This is a genomic window from Citrobacter sp. RHB20-C16, assembly GCF_013890155.1.
GTDB lineage: Bacteria > Pseudomonadota > Gammaproteobacteria > Enterobacterales > Enterobacteriaceae > Citrobacter_A > Citrobacter_A amalonaticus.
In genome coordinates this window covers 975,542-994,871 of sequence record NZ_CP057630.1, presented here as the reverse complement: position 1 = coordinate 994,871, position 19,330 = coordinate 975,542, and the positions used below count along the sequence as shown (strand labels likewise).

The 19,330-nt window shown below is 53.8% G+C and carries 16 protein-coding genes; 11 read left to right on the top strand and 5 right to left on the bottom strand.

Annotated elements, in window-relative coordinates; genetic code table 11:
• Positions 1-235 precede the first annotated feature (235 nt).
• The 6 genes from caiT to caiE all read left to right on the top strand — a co-directional run bounded on the left by caiT (position 236) and on the right by caiE (position 7,330).
• Positions 236-1,753, top strand: coding sequence for an L-carnitine/gamma-butyrobetaine antiporter (caiT, locus tag HVX64_RS04905; RefSeq protein ID WP_044255575.1), 1,518 nt, complete (start codon positions 236-238; stop codon positions 1,751-1,753).
• 32 nt (positions 1,754-1,785) lie between these two features.
• Positions 1,786-2,928: a crotonobetainyl-CoA dehydrogenase gene (gene caiA / locus HVX64_RS04900; RefSeq protein ID WP_044255578.1), complete on the top strand. Its 1,143-nt coding sequence runs from the start codon at positions 1,786-1,788 to the stop codon at positions 2,926-2,928.
• Between the two features lie 84 nt (positions 2,929-3,012).
• Positions 3,013-4,230, top strand: coding sequence for an L-carnitine CoA-transferase (gene caiB, locus HVX64_RS04895; protein WP_044255581.1), 1,218 nt, complete (start codon positions 3,013-3,015; stop codon positions 4,228-4,230).
• A 62-nt stretch (positions 4,231-4,292) separates the two neighbouring features.
• Entirely contained in the window at positions 4,293-5,846 is a 1,554-nt protein-coding gene (gene caiC, locus HVX64_RS04890; protein WP_061070536.1) for a crotonobetaine/carnitine-CoA ligase, read from the top strand.
• 52 nt (positions 5,847-5,898) lie between these two features.
• Positions 5,899-6,684, top strand: coding sequence for a crotonobetainyl-CoA hydratase (gene caiD / locus HVX64_RS04885; RefSeq protein ID WP_042997985.1), 786 nt, complete (start codon positions 5,899-5,901; stop codon positions 6,682-6,684).
• A 49-nt stretch (positions 6,685-6,733) separates the two neighbouring features.
• Positions 6,734-7,330, top strand: coding sequence for a carnitine operon protein CaiE (caiE, locus tag HVX64_RS04880; protein ID WP_181825307.1), 597 nt, complete (start codon positions 6,734-6,736; stop codon positions 7,328-7,330).
• Positions 7,331-7,374: 44 nt separating this feature from the next.
• On the opposite strand, the gene caiF is transcribed toward caiE, so the two are convergent.
• The 5 genes from caiF to HVX64_RS04855 all read right to left on the bottom strand — a co-directional run bounded on the left by caiF (position 7,375) and on the right by HVX64_RS04855 (position 14,826).
• Positions 7,375-7,764 (bottom strand): carnitine metabolism transcriptional regulator CaiF, encoded by a 390-nt coding sequence (gene caiF / locus HVX64_RS04875; protein WP_042997987.1) that lies wholly within the window; start codon positions 7,762-7,764, stop codon positions 7,375-7,377.
• Between the two features lie 250 nt (positions 7,765-8,014).
• Positions 8,015-11,239, bottom strand: a complete 3,225-nt coding sequence (gene carB / locus HVX64_RS04870) for a carbamoyl-phosphate synthase large subunit (protein WP_044255587.1) — start codon at positions 11,237-11,239, stop codon at positions 8,015-8,017.
• 18 nt (positions 11,240-11,257) lie between these two features.
• A complete protein-coding gene (gene carA / locus HVX64_RS04865; RefSeq protein ID WP_044255590.1) occupies positions 11,258-12,406 on the bottom strand; it encodes a glutamine-hydrolyzing carbamoyl-phosphate synthase small subunit in 1,149 nt (382 codons plus the stop codon).
• Positions 12,407-12,863: 457 nt separating this feature from the next.
• Positions 12,864-13,685 carry a 4-hydroxy-tetrahydrodipicolinate reductase gene (gene dapB / locus HVX64_RS04860; protein WP_042997990.1) on the bottom strand — a complete coding sequence of 274 codons (822 nt, stop codon included), beginning with the start codon at positions 13,683-13,685 and terminating at the stop codon, positions 12,864-12,866.
• A gap of 133 nt (positions 13,686-13,818) precedes the next feature.
• Positions 13,819-14,826 carry a LacI family DNA-binding transcriptional regulator gene (locus tag HVX64_RS04855; RefSeq protein WP_044255593.1) on the bottom strand — a complete coding sequence of 336 codons (1,008 nt, stop codon included), beginning with the start codon at positions 14,824-14,826 and terminating at the stop codon, positions 13,819-13,821.
• 187 nt (positions 14,827-15,013) lie between these two features.
• Here HVX64_RS04855 and HVX64_RS04850 point away from each other — a divergent pair, with 187 nt between their 5' ends.
• Genes HVX64_RS04850 through HVX64_RS04830 form a run of 5 tightly spaced genes read left to right on the top strand, consistent with a single transcriptional unit; the run spans position 15,014 to position 19,327 of the window.
• Positions 15,014-16,759 (top strand): class I mannose-6-phosphate isomerase, encoded by a 1,746-nt coding sequence (locus HVX64_RS04850; RefSeq protein WP_044255596.1) that lies wholly within the window; start codon positions 15,014-15,016, stop codon positions 16,757-16,759.
• A gap of 4 nt (positions 16,760-16,763) precedes the next feature.
• On the top strand, positions 16,764-17,192 hold the full coding sequence (locus HVX64_RS04845) for a PTS fructose transporter subunit IIA (RefSeq protein WP_044255599.1): 429 nt from the start codon (positions 16,764-16,766) through the stop codon (positions 17,190-17,192).
• A gap of 11 nt (positions 17,193-17,203) precedes the next feature.
• The gene (locus tag HVX64_RS04840) at positions 17,204-17,698 is read left to right on the top strand and encodes a PTS sugar transporter subunit IIB (protein ID WP_042997994.1); all 495 of its coding nucleotides are present in this window, start codon (positions 17,204-17,206) and stop codon (positions 17,696-17,698) included.
• A 10-nt stretch (positions 17,699-17,708) separates the two neighbouring features.
• A complete protein-coding gene (locus HVX64_RS04835; protein ID WP_044255602.1) occupies positions 17,709-18,509 on the top strand; it encodes a PTS sugar transporter subunit IIC in 801 nt (266 codons plus the stop codon).
• A complete protein-coding gene (locus HVX64_RS04830) occupies positions 18,509-19,327 on the top strand; it encodes a PTS system mannose/fructose/sorbose family transporter subunit IID (protein ID WP_042997996.1) in 819 nt (272 codons plus the stop codon). Before HVX64_RS04835 ends, HVX64_RS04830 begins: the two co-directional genes overlap by 1 nt.
• The last annotated feature ends 3 nt before the right edge of the window (positions 19,328-19,330 follow it).

The window sequence follows — 19,330 nt, the reverse complement described above, 5'->3', positions numbered from 1 at the left end:
AAATAGAATGTAACCAAATGATAAATATACATTTTTAAGAGCTGTCCGCACCAAAACACCCCAAACAAAAAGTGTGACGAAGATTACAGAATGCCGCAAAACGAATACCCATTATGAGTTACTCGCCAACGCGTCCTGAGGTTAAACGGGTATCAACAAATATTTAATAAAAATAAACAAAAATAAAACAAACGGGAACGCTAAATAAATTTCGTTTTCAACCTGGAATTCACTCATGAAAAATGAAAAGAGAAAGTCTGGAATTGAGCCAAAGGTTTTTTTCCCGCCGCTAATAATCGTCGGAATACTTTGCTGGCTAACGGTACGCGATCTCGATGCCGCAAATGTCGTTATTAATGCCGTCTTTAGTTATGTCACCAATGTCTGGGGATGGGCATTTGAGTGGTATATGGTCATTATGCTCATCGGCTGGTTCTGGCTGGTGTTTGGTCCCTACGCGAAAAAGAAATTAGGTGACGAGAAACCGGAGTTCAGCACCGCCAGCTGGATCTTCATGATGTTCGCCTCCTGTACCTCTGCCGCCGTGCTGTTCTGGGGATCGATAGAGATTTACTACTACATCTCCACGCCGCCGTTTGGCCTGGAACCTAACTCTACCGGAGCGAAAGAGATTGGCCTCGCTTACAGCCTGTTTCACTGGGGACCGCTGCCGTGGGCGACTTATAGCTTCCTCTCCGTGGCCTTCGCCTACTTCTTCTTTGTGCGCAAGATGGACGTCATTCGTCCCAGCTCCACGCTGGTGCCGCTGGTCGGCGAAAAACACGCCAAAGGTCTGTTAGGCACCATCATTGATAACTTCTATCTGGTCGCACTGATCTTCGCGATGGGCACCAGCCTTGGGCTGGCGACGCCGCTGGTCACCGAATGTATGCAGTACCTGTTTGGTATCCCGCACACGCTGCAACTGGATGCGATCATCATTACCTGCTGGATCATTCTTAACGCCATTTGCGTGGCCTGCGGCCTGCAAAAAGGGGTCAGGATCGCCAGTGACGTGCGCAGCTATCTGAGCTTCCTGATGCTCGGCTGGGTGTTCATCGTCAGCGGCGCCAGCTTCATTATGAACTACTTCACCGACTCCGTCGGGACGCTGCTGATGTATCTGCCGCGCATGCTGTTCTACACCGACCCGATCGCCAAAGGCGGTTTCCCACAGGGCTGGACGGTCTTCTACTGGGCGTGGTGGGTGATTTACGCCATTCAGATGAGCATCTTCCTGGCGCGTATCTCTCGCGGTCGTACCGTGCGTGAACTGTGCTTTGGCATGGTGCTGGGCCTGACGGCCTCCACCTGGATCCTGTGGACGGTACTGGGCAGTAACACTCTGCTGTTGATGGATAAAAACATCATCAACATCCCGCAACTGATTGCCGATCACGGCGTGCCGCGCGCGATTATCGAAACCTGGGCCGCCCTGCCGCTCAGCACCGCCACGATGTGGGGATTCTTTATTCTCTGCTTTATTGCCACCGTTACGCTGATCAACGCCTGCTCTTACACCCTGGCAATGTCGACCTGTCGTGAAGTGCGCGATGGCGAAGAGCCGCCGTTACTGGTGCGTATCGGCTGGTCGATATTGGTCGGCGTGATTGGCATCGTGCTGCTGGCGCTCGGCGGCCTGAAGCCAATACAAACCGCGATTATCGCCGGGGGCTGCCCGCTGTTCTTCGTCAACATTATGGTGACGCTCTCCTTTATCAAAGACGCCAAAGTGCACTGGAAAGATAAATAAACCTAATTACCCCATGACATAGAGGTTAGAAGATGGATTTCAATTTCAATGATGAGCAGGAACTGTTTGTCGCCGGTATTCGTGAACTGATGGCCAGTGAGAACTGGGAAGCCTATTTTGCCGAATGCGATCGCGACAGCGTGTATCCGGAGCGTTTCGTGAAAGCGCTGGCGGACATGGGCATCGATAGCCTGCTGATCCCGGAAGAACATGGCGGCCTGGACGCCGGATTCGTCACCGTGGCTGCCGTCTGGATGGAACTGGGACGCCTCGGTGCGCCTACGTACGTGCTGTATCAGCTGCCGGGCGGGTTTAATACCTTCCTGCGCGAAGGCACCCAGGAGCAGATCGATAAAATCATGGCGTTCCAGGGAACCGGTAAACAAATGTGGAACTCCGCCATCACCGAACCGGGAGCGGGATCGGATGTTGGTAGTCTGAAAACCACTTATACCCGCAAAAATGGTAAGGTTTATCTTAATGGTAGTAAGTGTTTTATCACCAGTAGCGCCTACACCCCTTATATCGTGGTGATGGCAAGAGACGGCGCTTCCCCGGATAAACCTGTCTATACCGAATGGTTTGTCGACATGAGTAAACCCGGCATCAAGGTCAACAAACTTGAGAAGTTGGGTCTGCGCATGGACAGCTGCTGTGAAATCAACTTTGACGATGTCGAGCTGGACGAAAAAGACATGTTCGGTCGGGAAGGTAACGGCTTTAACCGCGTAAAAGAAGAGTTCGACCACGAACGTTTCCTGGTAGCCCTCACCAACTACGGTACAGCAATGTGCGCCTTTGAAGATGCGGCGCGCTACGCCAACCAGCGCGTGCAGTTTGGCGAAACGATCGGTCGTTTCCAGTTGATCCAGGAGAAGTTCGCCCATATGGCGATCAAATTAAATTCCATGAAAAACATGCTGTTAGAAGCGGCATGGAAAGCCGACAACGGTACCATCACCTCGGGTGATGCGGCGATGTGTAAATACTTCTGCGCCAACGCGGCGTTTGAAGTCGTGGACACCTCCATGCAGGTTCTCGGTGGTGTTGGGATTGCGGGTAACCACCGCATCACCCGCTTCTGGCGTGACCTGCGCGTTGACCGCGTATCCGGCGGCTCTGACGAAATGCAGATCCTGACGCTCGGTCGTGCCGTGCTGAAACAATACCGTTAAGACAGCGACATGCCCGGTGGCGCTGTGCTTACCGGGCCAATGCTTTGCGTCTTATCAGGCCTACAAATTTATCAGGAGCATTTTATGGATCGTCTACCAATGCCTGCTTTTGGGCCGCTTGCCGGGCTGCGGGTTGTCTTCTCCGGGATCGAAATCGCCGGGCCGTTCGCCGGTCAGATGTTTGCCGAGTGGGGCGCTGAAGTTATCTGGATTGAGAACGTCGCCTGGGCCGATACCATCCGTGTTCAGCCAAACTATCCGCAGCTGTCGCGGCGTAATTTGCACGCGCTCTCGCTGAATATTTTTAAAGATGAAGGTCGGGAAGCGTTTCTGAAACTGATGGAAACCACCGATATCTTCATTGAAGCCAGTAAAGGTCCGGCGTTTGCCCGTCGTGGAATTACCGATGAGGTCCTGTGGCAACATAACCCGAAACTGGTTATCGCTCACCTGTCCGGCTTCGGCCAGTACGGTACCGAGGAGTACACCAACCTTCCGGCCTATAACACCATCGCTCAGGCCTTCAGCGGTTACCTGATCCAAAACGGCGACGTTGATCAGCCGATGCCAGCCTTCCCGTACACCGCCGACTACTTCTCCGGCATGACGGCCACCACAGCCGCGCTGGCGGCACTGCATAAGGTGCGGGAAACCGGCAAAGGCGAAAGTATCGATGTGGCGATGTACGAAGTGATGCTGCGCATGGGTCAGTATTTCATGATGGATTACTTCAACGGCGGTGAAATTTGCCCGCGCATGACCAAAGGTAAAGACCCCTATTACGCCGGTTGTGGGCTGTATAAATGCGCCGACGGTTACATCGTGATGGAGCTGGTCGGGATTACCCAGGTCACCGAATGCTTTAAAGACATCGGTCTGGCGCACATTCTCGGTACGCCGGAAGTGCCGGAAGGAACACAACTGATTCACCGCGTCGAGTGCCCGTACGGACCGCTGGTCGAAGAAAAACTGGATGCGTGGCTGGCCGCACACACCATCGAGGAAGTGCAGGCGCGTTTCGCCGAGCTGAATATCGCCTGCGCCAAAGTGCTGACCATTCCGGAGCTGGAAGGCAATCCGCAGTACGTTGCCCGCGAATCCATTACCCAGTGGCAAACGATGGATGGCCGCACCTGCAAAGGGCCAAACGTCATGCCGAAATTCAAAAACAATCCGGGGAAAATCTGGCGCGGCATGCCGTCGCACGGCATGGACACTGCCGCCATTCTGAAAAATATCGGTTACAACGACGCAGACATTAAGGAACTGGTCAGTAAGGGTCTGGCCAAAGTTGAGAACTAAATGCGAAATGCTGACCGGCTCGCCCGGTTAGCACAACGCCTGTGAAAATGGACAGGAGTGCAATGGATATCGTTGGCGGACAACACTTACGCCAGATGTGGGACGATCTGGCCGAAGTTTATGGCAGTAAAACAGCGCTGATTTGCGAATCCAGCGAAGGGGACGTGCGCCAGTACAGCTACGCCTCGCTTAACGAGGAGATCAATCGGACGGCAAACCTTTTCCACTCGTTGGGCATTCGCAAAGGTGATAAGGTCGCCCTGCATCTGGATAACTGCCCGGAGTTTTTCTTTTGCTGGTTCGGGCTGGCGAAAATTGGCGCGGTCATGGTGCCGATCAATGCCCGTCTGCTGCGTGAAGAAAGCGCGTGGATCCTGCAAAACAGTGACGTTCAGTTGCTGGTAACCAGCGCCGCTTTTTATCCGATGTATCGGCAGATCCAACAGGCAAAGACGACGCCGCTTAGCCATATCTGCCTGATTGGTGAGGCGTTGCCGATCGCTGATGGCGTAAGCCATTTCACGACGCTGAAGGATCAGCAGCCGACGACATTGCGCTATACCCCACCGTTGTCCACGGACGACATGGCCGAGATCCTGTTTACCTCCGGCACCACTTCCCGCCCTAAAGGCGTGGTGATCACCCATTACAACCTGCGTTTTGCCGGCTACTACTCGTCGTGGCAATGCGCCCTGCGTGATGACGATGTTTACCTGACGGTCATGCCTGCGTTTCATATCGACTGTCAGTGCACTGCCGCCATGGCCGCCTTCTCGGTGGGCGCAACCTTTGTGCTGATAGAGAAATACAGCGCCCGCGCTTTCTGGGGACAAGTGCGTAAATACCGCGCGACCGTCACGGAATGCATCCCGATGATGATCAGAACGCTGATGGTTCAACCCGTATCACCGCTGGACAGAGAGCACTGTTTACGGGAAGTGATGTATTACCTCAACCTGTCAGTGCAGGAAAAAGATGCATTTGTTGAACGCTTCGGTGTGCGTCTGCTGACCTCTTACGGCATGACGGAAACCATTGTCGGCATCATCGGCGATCGCCCCGGTGATAAGCGACGCTGGCCCTCTATTGGACGTCCCGGCTTTTGTTACGAAGCAGAAATTCGCGATGAGCAAAACCGTGCGCTGCCCGCCGGTGAAATTGGGGAAATCTGTATTAAGGGCGTGCCGGGTAAAACGATTTTCAAAGAGTACTACGGCAGGCCGGATGCCACCGCCAAAGCGCTCGAGCCGAACGGCTGGCTGCATACCGGTGATTCCGGCTATCGCGACGAAGACGGTTTTTTCTATTTTGTCGATCGCCGCTGCAACATGATTAAACGAGGGGGAGAAAACGTCTCCTGCGTGGAGCTGGAAAATATTATTTCGGCACACCCCAAAATTCAGGACATCGTCGTTATTGGAATTAACGATTCAATTCGTGACGAAGCGATAAAAGCCTTTGTAGTTCTCAACGAGGGTGAAACGCTCAGTGAAGAAGAGTTTTTCAGCTTCTGCGAAAAAAATATGGCGAAATTTAAAGTCCCTTCAATTATGGAGATTAGAACCGACCTGCCGCGAAATTGTTCAGGAAAAATAATCAAAAAAAACCTGAAATAACCCTACAGGCAGGAATAACCCCTGCCAGACATCCTATTTTTGGAGATGAACCATGAGTGAATCTTTACATTTAACCCGCAACGGATCGATTCTGGAAATTATATTGGATCGACCAAAAGCAAATGCGATCGATGCCAAAACCAGTTTCCAGATGGGTGAGGTTTTTCTTAATTTTCGTGACGATCCCGAACTGCGCGTGGCGATTGTCACCGGCGCAGGCGAGAAGTTTTTTTCCGCCGGTTGGGATTTAAAAGCCGCGGCGGAAGGTGAAGCACCAGACGCCGATTTTGGCCCTGGTGGATTCGCTGGCCTGACTGAAATCTTCAATCTCGACAAACCGGTGATCGCTGCCGTCAATGGCTATGCATTCGGCGGTGGCTTTGAACTGGCGCTGGCCGCAGACTTTATTGTCTGTGCCGATAACGCCAGCTTTGCCCTCCCTGAAGCCAAACTCGGCATCGTACCGGACAGCGGCGGCGTCCTGCGTCTGCCGAAAATACTGCCCCCGGCCATCGTCAATGAAATGATCATGACCGGCAGACGCATGGATGCAGATGAAGCGCAGCGCTGGGGGATCGTCAATCGCGTGGTCAGCCAGCAGGAACTGATGGACAGCGCGCGTGAACTGGCACAACAGCTGGTGAACAGCGCACCACTGGCCATCGCCGCGCTGAAAGAGATTTACCGCACAACCAGTGAAATGCCGGTGGAAGAGGCTTATCGTTTCATCCGTAGCGGCGTGCTGAAACACTATCCGTCCGTACTGCACTCCGAAGATGCGCTCGAAGGGCCGCAGGCGTTTGCTGAAAAACGCGATCCGGTCTGGAAAGGACGCTAATGCCTTATGGTGCTGCGCTTATCCGGCAAAAAACAATTGAGGAATGCCGATGAGTTTTTACGCCTTTGAAGGCTTAATTCCCGTGGTTCATCCCGAGGCGTATGTGCATCCCAGCGCAGTACTGATTGGTGATGTCATCGTAGGGGCTGGCGTATACGTCGGTCCACTCGCCTCACTGCGCGGGGACTATGGCCGCTTAATCCTTGAAGCGGGCTCCAACCTTCAGGATGGCTGCATCATGCATGGCTACTGCGATACGGACACGGTGGTACGTGAGAATGGACACATCGGACACGGTGCTATCCTGCACGGTTGCGTGATAGGCCGGGACGCACTGGTCGGCATGAACAGCGTGATCATGGACGGTGCGGTGATCGGCGACGAAAGCATTGTCGCCGCCATGAGTTTCGTCAAAGCCGGATTTACTGGCGCCGCACGACAGTTGCTGGTCGGCACGCCAGCCCGCGTTATGCGTGAGGTCAGCGAACAGGAACTGCACTGGAAGCGGCTGAATACGAAGGAATATCAGGATCTCGCCGTACGCTGTCGGGCATCGCTACGGGAAACGTCGCCATTAACGGCGGTTGAAGCAAACCGGCCGCGCCTGAAGGGCACAACGAAGGTGAAGCCTAAATCGGCCATGTAATCATGCCGGATGGCGGCGCAAGGCACCATCCGGCAAAACCGAACTTATCGACGCATACTTTTTGACAACATCATCTGCCATTTTTGCTCGCGGTTTAGTTCTGATGGCGGCACCGCCGACATCCGCGGCGATTTGCTGACCATCTTCACCTGCGCGCTATGCCCAAGGCGGGCATACAGCTGTGGATCAATATGCGTCACTCTGACCAGACGCTGACACTGACATCCACGACCTTCCAGTTGATTAGGGATAGTCTTAGTCTCGCAATTAATCTCCCCGACCTCAGCGAGAATATAAGAGACGGTATTGATCGCTTTGCAGTGATCCATATTAAAGTGCTTCGCGATCTCTTTCGCACTTACCCAACGCTTTTCTGCCATCACCCAATCGGCAATTAACAGATAAAGCGGCTTTTCAACATATTTTTCACACATAAGCACACCATTTCACAAATTAAAAATCTTGTTATGCCCTGTCCGTAAAAATACAAAACAAGACCCTATTTAAATTGTGGGATTCAATGATAGTAAGCAACTTAGGGGCGCATTAGTGTGAGCCAAATCTTGCTTGTTACAATGAAATTTGTCCTGTTGCGCAATATATCTCCAGGAATGAACTGAGTGCATAAAAAAACGGCTCCGTTTCCGGAGCCGTTTTTAAAACCGGGGCAAATGATGCCGCCGCTTATTTTTTAATTTGCGCGTGCATTTCCTGAACAGAGATGACTTTCTCTGTTGCATCGGCATTCAGCGCCATCGCGGTGGCAAAGCCGCCGTTCAGCGTGGTGTCGTAGTGCACTTTGTACTGTAGTGCGCTACGGCGAATCACCCTGGAGTCTTCAATGGCGCGACGCCCTGCGGTGGTGTTGATGATGTAGGTGTATTCGCCATTCTTGATACGGTCCTGAATGTGCGGACGACCTTCATGCACCTTGTTCACCAGACGTGGGTTGATACCGGCTTCACCCAGCACAATCGCGGTACCGTGGGTGGCGTCCAGTTCAAAGCCCTGCTTCAGCAGTTTCGCCGCCAGGTCAACCACGCGCTCTTTGTCGCCTTCACGTACGGAGAGCAGCGCACGGCCCTGTTTTTTCATGGTAGAACTGCTGCCCAGTTGCGCCTTGGCGAACGCTTCCGCAAAGGTACGCCCCACGCCCATCACTTCCCCGGTGGAGCGCATTTCTGGCCCTAACAGCGGGTCGACGCCCGGGAATTTGTTGAACGGCAGCACCACTTCTTTCACCGAGTAGTACGGCGGGATAATTTCTTTGGTCACGCCCTGTTCGGTCAGCGATTTACCGGCCATCACACGCGCCGCCACTTTCGCCAGCGGTACGCCGGTCGCTTTAGAGACGAACGGTACGGTACGCGCCGCACGTGGATTCACTTCAATCAGGTAGACTTCGTTATCTTTCACCGCAAACTGGACGTTCATCAGACCGCGAACCTGCAGTTCGAAGGCCAGTTTCTGTACCTGCTGGCGCATCACATCCTGAATTTCCTGGCTCAGCGTGTAGGCCGGCAGAGAACAGGCAGAGTCACCCGAGTGGACGCCCGCTTGTTCGATGTGTTCCATGATGCCGCCAATCAGCACCATTTCGCCGTCGCAGATGGCGTCAACGTCCACTTCAACCGCGTCATCCAGGAAGCGGTCGAGCAGAACCGGCGCGTCGTTGGAAACGCTAACGGCGGTCTGGAAGTAGCGGCGCAGGTCAGCTTCGTCGTAGACGATTTCCATCGCCCGGCCGCCCAGCACGTAGGACGGACGCACCACCAGCGGATAGCCAATCTCTTTCGCTTTTTCGACAGCCTGTTCGATGGCTGTCACGGTGGCGTTGGCCGGTTGTTTCAGCTTCAGACGGTCCACCGCATGCTGGAAACGCTCACGGTCTTCTGCGCGGTCAATTGCGTCCGGGCTGGTACCAATAACCGGTACGCCTGCTGCTTCCAGCGCACGCGCCAGTTTCAGCGGAGTCTGGCCGCCGTACTGCACGATCACGCCCTTCGGCTTCTCAATGCGCACGATTTCCAGCACATCTTCCAGCGTGACCGGCTCAAAGTAGAGGCGGTCGGAAGTGTCATAGTCAGTAGAGACCGTTTCCGGGTTACAGTTGACCATGATGGTTTCGTAACCGTCTTCACGCAGCGCCAGAGAGGCATGTACGCAGCAGTAGTCAAATTCGATCCCCTGGCCGATACGGTTTGGACCGCCGCCAAGCACCATGATTTTGTCGCGGTCAACGGACGGGTTCGCCTCGCACTCATCTTCATACGTGGAGTACATGTAGGCGGTATCGGTGGCGAATTCTGCCGCGCAGGTGTCCACACGCTTGTAGACCGGGTGCAGATTGTACTGGTCGCGCAGTTTGCGAACTTCCGCTTCACGGACACCGGCCAGTTTAGCCAGTCGCGCATCGGCGAAGCCTTTGCGTTTCAGCTGGCGCAGGAAGTCTGGAGTCAAGCCGTTAATGCCCAGCTCTGCCACTTTCTCTTCCAGACGCACCAGCTCTTCAATTTGAACCAGGAACCAGCGGTCAATGTTGGTCAGGTTAAACACGCCGTCAACGGAGAGGCCCGCACGGAAGGCATCGGCGATATACCAGATACGCTCAGCGCCCGCGTCTTTCAGTTCGCGGCGGATTTTCGTCAGCGCTTCCGGGTCATCCAGGCTCACTTTCGGGTCAAAGCCGGTGGCGCCCACTTCCAGACCGCGCAGCGCTTTTTGCAGAGATTCCTGCTGGCTGCGGCCAATCGCCATCACTTCGCCGACCGATTTCATCTGGGTCGTCAGACGGTCGTTAGCACCAACGAATTTTTCGAAGTTAAAGCGTGGGATTTTAGTGACCACGTAGTCGATGGACGGTTCGAACGATGCCGGGGTACGACCGCCAGTGATGTCATTCATCAGCTCATCAAGGGTGTAACCCACCGCCAGTTTCGCCGCCACTTTCGCAATCGGGAAGCCGGTGGCTTTTGACGCCAGCGCGGAGGAACGGGATACGCGCGGGTTCATTTCGATCACAATCAGGCGACCGTTTTTCGGGTTCACCGCGAACTGCACGTTTGAACCGCCGGTTTCTACGCCGATTTCACGCAGTACCGCCATCGAGGCGTTACGCATGATTTGATATTCTTTGTCGGTCAGCGTCTGGGCCGGAGCCACAGTGATGGAGTCACCGGTGTGAATGCCCATGGCGTCGAAGTTCTCAATAGAGCAGACGATGATGCAGTTGTCGTTTTTATCACGCACCACTTCCATCTCGTACTCTTTCCAGCCAATCAGCGATTCATCAATCAGCAGCTCGTTGGTTGGGGAGAGATCCAGACCGCGAGTACAAATTTCTTCAAACTCTTCGCGGTTGTAGGCGATACCGCCGCCGGTGCCGCCCATGGTAAAGGACGGGCGGATGATGCACGGATAGCCGACGTCAGCCGCTACCGCCAGCGCCTCTTCCATCGTATGGGCAATGCCCGAACGCGCGGTGTCGAGACCGATTTTCTTCATCGCGATATCGAAGCGACGACGGTCTTCGGCTTTATCAATCGCATCGGCGGTCGCACCAATCATGGTCACACCGAATTCGGCCAGCACACCCTGGCGCTCCAGTTCCAGCGCACAGTTCAGCGCCGTCTGACCGCCCATGGTCGGCAGCACCGCGTCCGGGCGCTCTTTCTCAATAATCTTGCGCACGACTTCCCAGTGAATCGGCTCGATGTAGGTCGCATCGGCCATTTCCGGGTCGGTCATGATGGTCGCGGGGTTGGAGTTCACCAGAATGACGCGGTACCCCTCTTCACGCAGCGCTTTACACGCCTGCGCGCCGGAGTAGTCAAACTCACACGCCTGACCGATAACAATCGGACCCGCGCCCAGAATCAGGATACTTTTTATGTCTGTACGTTTTGGCATGGCTCTCTTAACTCCTGATTATTTCGCGGACTGACGGTAAAGCTCAATTAACTCGATAAAGTGGTCGAACAATGGCGCGGCATCGTGAGGACCCGGGCTCGCTTCCGGGTGGCCCTGGAAGCTGAATGCCGGTTTGTCGGTGCGATGAATCCCTTGCAGGGTGCCATCGAACAGCGATTTGTGGGTCACACGCAGATTGGCCGGCATGGACGCTTCATCCACCGCAAAGCCGTGGTTCTGGGCCGTAATCATCACCGTATTGTTGTCGATATCTTTGACCGGATGGTTACCACCGTGGTGACCGAATTTCATCTTCACGGTTTTTGCCCCACTCGCCAGCGCCAGCAGCTGATGGCCTAAGCAAATGCCAAACACCGGAATATCGGTCTCGAGGAATTTCTGAATTGCGTCGATAGCGTAATCGCATGGCGCCGGGTCACCAGGGCCGTTCGACAGGAAGATCCCGTCCGGATTCATCTTCAGCACATCTTCTGCCGACGTTTTTGCCGGGACAACCGTCAGGCGACAGCCTCTGTCCACCAGCATGCGCAGAATGTTGCGCTTGGCGCCAAAGTCATAGGCGACAACATGGAACGGCAGTTCGTCTTCTTTCTTTGCTTCCGGCAGGTCGCCCGCCAGCGTCCAGCTCCCCTGGGTCCAGCTGTAAGATTCCGTGGTGGTCACTTCTTTGGCAAGATCCATGCCGTTCAGGCCCGGGAAGGCTTTCGCTTTTTCCAGCGCCAGCGCCGCATCCGGGTTATCGCCCGCGATAATGCAACCGTTTTGCGCCCCTTTCTCGCGCAGCAGACGCGTCAGCTTACGGGTATCGATATCGGCAATCGCCACAATGTTATGGCGTTTCAGGTAAGAAGAGAGGTCTTCGGTATTGCGGAAGTTGCTCGCAATCAGCGGCAGGTCACGAATGACAAGGCCTTGCGCATGGACCTGGGAGGATTCTTCATCGGCGGCATTGGTGCCGACATTACCGATATGGGGATAAGTAAGAGTAACGATTTGGCGGGAATAGGAAGGATCAGTGAGGATTTCTTGATAACCGGTCATTGAAGTATTGAAAACGACTTCCCCAACCGCCGAACCTGTTGCCCCTATGGCCCGACCGTGAAACTGGGTTCCGTCTTCCAGAACCAATAGCGCTGACTTAATCAAAACACCCTCCAGAGAATATTCACTCACTTTATTTGCATATTAATGCATTCGCATAGCATGAATCAATGCAAATTTGCTTACCCGTGGATTTCTGGCAAACGGCGGCATTCTGGAGATAAGGCAGGCAAAAGTCAACTTAAAGGCGGTATTTTTTATATTCTTTTGCGACCCAGGATGAAATCAACGGATTTAACAGGCAAAAAGATCAGCTAACCCTGGCAGGAAAACGCTTGCGTGAACAATTATGCGTAGAAAATAGTCTCAGGCTTCGAAAAAGTGGACCACTTGGTCAAAATTTACATTCAGGCAACGTAAAAAAGAGAGAAAAGATAGATTTTTACGCCATTTGTAATGAAAGCAATCTGTAACAGGTAAAATAAAAGGGCAATAAAAATATTGCCCCATGTAATCAATGCATTGAGATTACAATAACCACATCACGAAAGGTAATAATTAACTATAAATTGTTGAGATCAAGGACATCTCGCATATCAAAAAGACCATTTTTCTTTGCACTAACCCAAAGTGCCGATCTCACCGCACCATTGGCAAAAGTCATACGGCTGGACGCTTTGTGGGTGATTTCGACACGTTCGCCGATATCGGCAAACATGGCGGTATGTTCGCCCACAATGTCCCCGGCGCGGACGGTGGCAAAGCCAATTGTTCCCGGCACGCGTTCGCCGGTGTAGCCTTCGCGACTGTAGACGGCGCATTCTTTTAGATCTTTATCCAGCGCATGGGCAATCGCCTCCCCCATCGCCAGCGCGGTGCCTGACGGCGCGTCAACTTTATGGCGGTGGTGAGCTTCAATGATTTCAATGTCGGTATAGTCGCCCATCACCTTCGCCGCCTTTTCCAGCAGCTTAAGCATCACGTTGACACCGACGCTAAAGTTCGCCGCGAAGACAATGCCAATGTCCTGCGCGGCATCGCGAATCGCCTGTTTTCCCGCATCGTCAAAACCGGTAGTGCCAATGACCATTCCTTTGCCATGCTGACGACAAAACGCCAGATGATTCAGCGTGCCTTCCGGACGGGTAAAATCGATGAACACATCGAAATCATCTTTTACTGCCTCAAGGCGACTTTGCACGGTAACGCCGGTTTTCCCGACACCCGCCAGTTCTCCGGCATCGCTGCCCAGCAGTGACGATCCCTCGCGCTCAAGCGCCGCACCAAGCGCAACGCCATCCATCTGCAGCGCTGCCTGAATTAACTGGCGGCCCATACGGCCACCCGCGCCCGCTATCGCGACACGGACCTGTGCATCATGCATAGTTATTCTCTTACGTTAAAATGATGTAAATCGTTTTCAGATTAACCAGCACGTCGTCATGCCGCTAGCCAAAAACGTCGATAATTAGAATTTAATGATAAACAGCGAGAGATATCAGTAAAAAACATGACGATCAGCGAAAACCACATGATTCTCTGACCACCAGTGCCGGAGGCAGAATAATGCGTTTCGCCGGCTCATCGTTCCCCTGAATACGACTGTAAAGTAACTCTCCCGCCTTACGACCAATCTCTTTTGCCGCGACCGACACGGTGGTCAGCGCAGGCTGAACCAACGCCGCTTCGGTAATATCATCGAACCCGACTAATGCAAAGTCGCGCCCGGGTTCACGCCCCATTTTACGTAGCGCCTGCATTACCCCCAATGCCACAATATCCTGATAACACACCGCGGCAGTAATTTGTGGACGTTGCATCAGCAGAGACTCCGCCACTTTCGCGCCATCAATCTGGCTGGCCTGAGTGGCAACGATCCACTGCGGATTCGGTGAAATGCCATATTCCAGTAGTGTGCTGGTAAATCCGCCAATGCGCTGCGCCCGGCTCCCTGAATTCGGGCTGCCGCCGATGAAGGCGATATTTTTGTGCCCCAGTTTAACTAAATGGGTCGTTGCCATTTGCGTCCCGAGAAAATTATCGGTGCCGACAAAATCAAAGTCCGGATCGCTAAGCGGGCGAACCACCATGATAGCGGGAATATTACGCCGTTTAAGCGCTTCAAAGAACGAGGTCGGCGTTTCCCGCGCCGCGCAGAGCACCATACCGCAGGCGTTATTGCGCATCAGGGAATCAACAAACTTTTGCTGGCGCTCGCCGGACTCTTCGCTGTTCGCCAGAAACAACAGCAGATCGTGCCGCTCCATTTCATGACTGAGCCCCGCCGTCATCTCGCCATAAAATGGGTTAGTAATGTCATGCAACAAGAGCCCGACCTGATTGCTGCTGCGATTACGCAAATTCGCTGCGGTCTGGTTATAGACATAGCCAGAATCATCCAGCGCTTTAAGTACGCGTTCACGCGTTGCCTGTGAAATACGCCCCCGATTACGCAGTACCATCGACACGGTCGCCGTGGAGACGCCAGCGCGTTCCGCAACCTGCGCCAGGGTAATGGTTGTCATGACTTCTCCTGTTTCTCGCAAAGGTTAATCGAATAACCTCACTAATGTGCCAGTACGTGTGATTCTCATCACGCTGATGAGCTTTTTACCGCCCTGGTTTCTGATTATGGCGGGTTAATCGCGTTAACCACCCTATGAAAATAAGGTTAATCGATTAATCTTTAATTAGCCAACACGGAGAGAGAAAATGCGTACAACCTATAATAAATTCCCTGAGGTTTATGTGCAGGGCTATGACGACGAGGCCTGGCAAGGCTGGGCGTCGGTCCATTCGGTACTTCGCAGCCGGGTTTCTGAATCGCCTAAAACCGTACTGATTATCGATTGTTATCCGGGCGTGCGACTGGATGAGCTGGAGCAACACCTCTTCGCCGCGCTAAACGCCACCGTAGTGATTAATGTTGAATCCGCGCGACGTGATGAGCAGGCGCTGCATGAATTGTTGGCGCGTAATCTGACCGATGACCGCGTCTTTGGCGTTCTCTCCTGTCACCATCTTGATGAGTTTTTTGATCCCGACAAGCTCAACCGGATGCGTCAACAGATTGAAGCCATCCCCGAAGGTCTCGTGGTGGTATATGGGCCAGGCGCGGCGCTGGCGCATCCCGGCGATGTGTTGGTGTATGCCGATCTGCCGCGCTGGGAAATTCAACAGCGTATGCGTCATGACGGTCTCGGTAACTGGGGCGCAAAAAACCAGAATGAAGATATTCTTCGTCGCTATAAACGCGCCTTTTTTATTGAATGGCGGGTCTTTGACCGGCACAAAACGCCGCTGCTCAAACGCGCTGATTATTTGCTGGATACGACGGTCGCAGGCGCACCCGCAATGGTCAGCGGCGAAGCGCTACGCGCCGGGTTGCAACAAACCACCACGCAACCGTTTCGCGTCGCCCCCTTCTTTGACCCTGGCGTCTGGGGCGGGCAGTGGATGAAACAACAATTCGATCTCGATCCCTCAGCGCCCAACTACGCGTGGTGTTTTGATTGCGTGCCCGAGGAAAACAGCCTGTTACTGCGTTTTGGTCATGTGCGGATCGAGATCCCCTCTCAGGACCTGGTGCTGACGTATCCCCGCGCCCTGCTTGGCGAGAAAGTTCATGCTCGTTTTGGCGCGGAATTTCCGATTCGTTTTGACTTTCTCGATACCATTGGCGGTCAGAACCTGAGCTTCCAGGTTCATCCGGTTACTGAATACATCCAACAGCAATTTGGTATGCACTATACCCAGGATGAGAGTTACTACATCCTTGAAGCAGAGCCAGATGCGGTGGTCTACCTGGGCACAAAAACCGGGATCGTACCAGGCGAGATGCTGGACGATTTACGCGCGGCGGGACGAGGCGAGAAAGCCTTTGATGACGAGCGGTTTGTCAATCAATTCCCTGCCCGTAAGCACGATCATTTTCTCATCCCTGCCGGAACCGTCCATTGCTCAGGCGCCGGGACAATGGTCCTGGAGATCAGTGCCACGCCGTATATTTTCACCTTCAAACTGTGGGACTGGGGGCGTCTGGGTCTGGACGGATTGCCGCGTCCTGTCCATCTTGACCACGGTCAACAAGTCATTGACTGGCAGCGCGATACACAATGGGTTCAAGACAATCTGATCAACCGTATTGAGCCCATCGCTGAAGGGGACGGCTGGCGGGAAGAAAGAACCGGGATGCACGAACGTGAGTTTATCGAAACCCGCCGTCACTGGTTTACTGCCCCAGTGACACACCATACTCAGGGTGGTGTGAACGTTCTGAACCTGGTCGAAGGTGCGCAAGCCGTGGTCGATAGTCCGAGCGGCGCATTTGCTCCCTTCATCGTTCACTATGCAGAGACCTTTATCATCCCGGCAGCCGTTGGGGAATACCGAATTTCACCTTCAGGCGACAGCGTTGACCAGCCTCTGGCGACGATCAAAGCCTGGGTAAGAGGATAAGCCGATGATCCACATTATTGTTGCCAGTCACGGTCCTCTGGCGGAAGCGCTTCTTACCAGCGGACGCATGGTTTACGGCGAATTACCGCATGTTTACGCCGTGACACTAAGCGAACAGGCCGGTATCGAAGGGTTTAAAACGCGCTTTGGCGAAGTGCTGGCACAGGCGGGACAACACGCTGACGGAATACTGGTGCTCTGCGACATGCAAAGTGGCACGCCGTGGAACGTCGCCTGCCAGCATGCTTTTTCACCACAAACGTTGCCTCCCGTCGCCGTTGTGGCAGGAGTGAATCTGCCGATGCTGCTGTTAAGCGAGGAAGTGCTTCCATTCATGGATGTCCATGCCGCAGCCGATACCCTGCTGGCGTTAACTGCCCCCACGTTGACGAAGGCTGCCCCGGTTTTTTCCGTGCAGTCAGATGATTTTTAAAGGAAACCGCTATGAGTATTTCTTTTGTCCGTATCGATGACCGCGTTATTCATGGGCAGCTCGTCACACGTTGGGCCAAAGAGCTGCCCTGCGATGGCATTGTCGCCATTGACGATGCCGTCGCGGCCGATCCCCTGCTCTCCTCGGTGATGAAAGGCGCCGTGCAGGACACCAAAGTCTGGTTGTTTGATACCGCCACCGCGATTGAGAAACTGCCCAAAGTCATCGCCAGTGAGAAACGTTATTTCGTGATTGGCAAATCGCCAGTCACGCTGATGCGCATCGAAGAAGCGGGTATCAGTCTGCACAACGCCAACGGCAAAATTAACGTCGGTCCAATGAGTGCGCGCGCCGACACCACGACAATTGGCCCTAATCAATCAGTCAATGCACAGGAGATCGCCGCCTTTGACTGGCTGACGCAGCGCGGGCATCAGGTTGAATTCCGGCTGGTGCCGGATGCCAGTTGCTACAGCTGGCAGGATGCGCGCCAGAAGCTGAAATAAGGAGCGGATGATGATTATCGAAGCGATGTTGATTGGCATTCTGTGTTATCTCGGCGCCCTCAGCAGCCCCTGGCTGTTGGGACTGACGGGCGGCTGGTATTTAATCACTCGACCGCTGATTTCCGGCACGTTGGTCGGGATTATTCTCGGTGACATGAAAACCGGGATCATGATTGGCGTTGCGGTTCAGGCAGTATATATCGCGATGGTCACGCCCGGCGGCTCAATGCCTGCCGATCTCAACTTTGTGGCTTACCCGGCCATTGCATTGGGGATCCTCTCAGGCAAAGGCCCGGAGGTCGCGGTCGCCTTAGCCGCTACCATCGGGATTGCCGGGACCATCTTATTTAATGCGATGATGGTACTGAACTCTTTCTGGAACCATCGTGCCGATGCGGCACTGGATCGGGGCGATGAGCGGGGAATTTACCTGAACAGCGCCATCTGGCCTCAGGTGACAAACTTTGTCCTGCGTTTTGTGCCCACCTTTATTGCGGTTTACTTTGGCGCACAGTACATCAGCGGTTTTATGGACAACCTGCCGAAGATGGTGTTGTCGACAATGAACGTACTGGGCGGCATTCTGCCCGCCGTCGGGATTGCAATTCTGCTCAAGCAGATCATCAAAAATTACACCATGTTGATCTACTTCCTCGTCGGTTTCGTCTGCATCGTCTTTTTAAAACTCAACATGGTCGCGCTGGTGATCGTCGGTTCACTGTTGGCGCTGATCCACTATAACTACAAGCCGGAACCGCCGCAGGCTGCAAACGCGACGTCGGTTACCCGCGATGATGAGGATGAATTCTGATGGAAGAACGTACGCTGACCCGTAAAGATCTTCGCCGCTGCTGGCGGGCCTGGATGATGCATAACTTATCGTCGATGAGTTTTGAACGTCTGGAATCTTTTGGATTTTGTCTGAGCATGTTGCCGGTGGCGAAAAAGCTCTATCCCGATGCCGCACAACGAACCGAAATGTTGCGTCGACACGCCTCGTTCTACAACACCGAACCCCAGATTGGCGCCATTGTGAATGGAATGGCGCTGGGGCTGGAAGAGAAAAAAGCGAACGGAGAGCCGATCGACGGAGAGACGATCAACACCCTTAAGGTGGGTTTAATGGGTCCCATTGCCGGGATCGGTGATTCCATGATCCCTGGGATGTTGATCCCCATCCTGCTCAGTATCGGCATGGCGCTGGCGGCAGGCGGCAATATCCTCGGTCCCTTGTTTTATACCGTTGCCTGGCTTGCGATCATCATTCCCGGCTCATGGTTCTTGTTTCTGAAAGGCTACAAAATGGGCTCCGGCTCGGTAGAAATACTGGTGAGCAGCAAGTCCACTCGTCTGCGCGAAGCCTTATCGCTGTTAGGCGTTTTCGTTATGGGGGGCGTCGCAGCCAGCTACGTGAAGCTTGGAACCGGGATGGAGTTTATTACCAAAGATGGTGTGAATATCCATGTTCAGCAGATGCTGGATGGCATTTTCCCGCAATTGCTGCCGCTGGTCGTCGTTCTCGGTACCTGGTATCTGATGGCAAAACGCGGTGTCTCACCGGTAAAAGCGATGGTTTTACTGCTGATACTGGCCGCGCTTGGCGTCGCAACAGGTCTGTTTGCAGGTTAATCG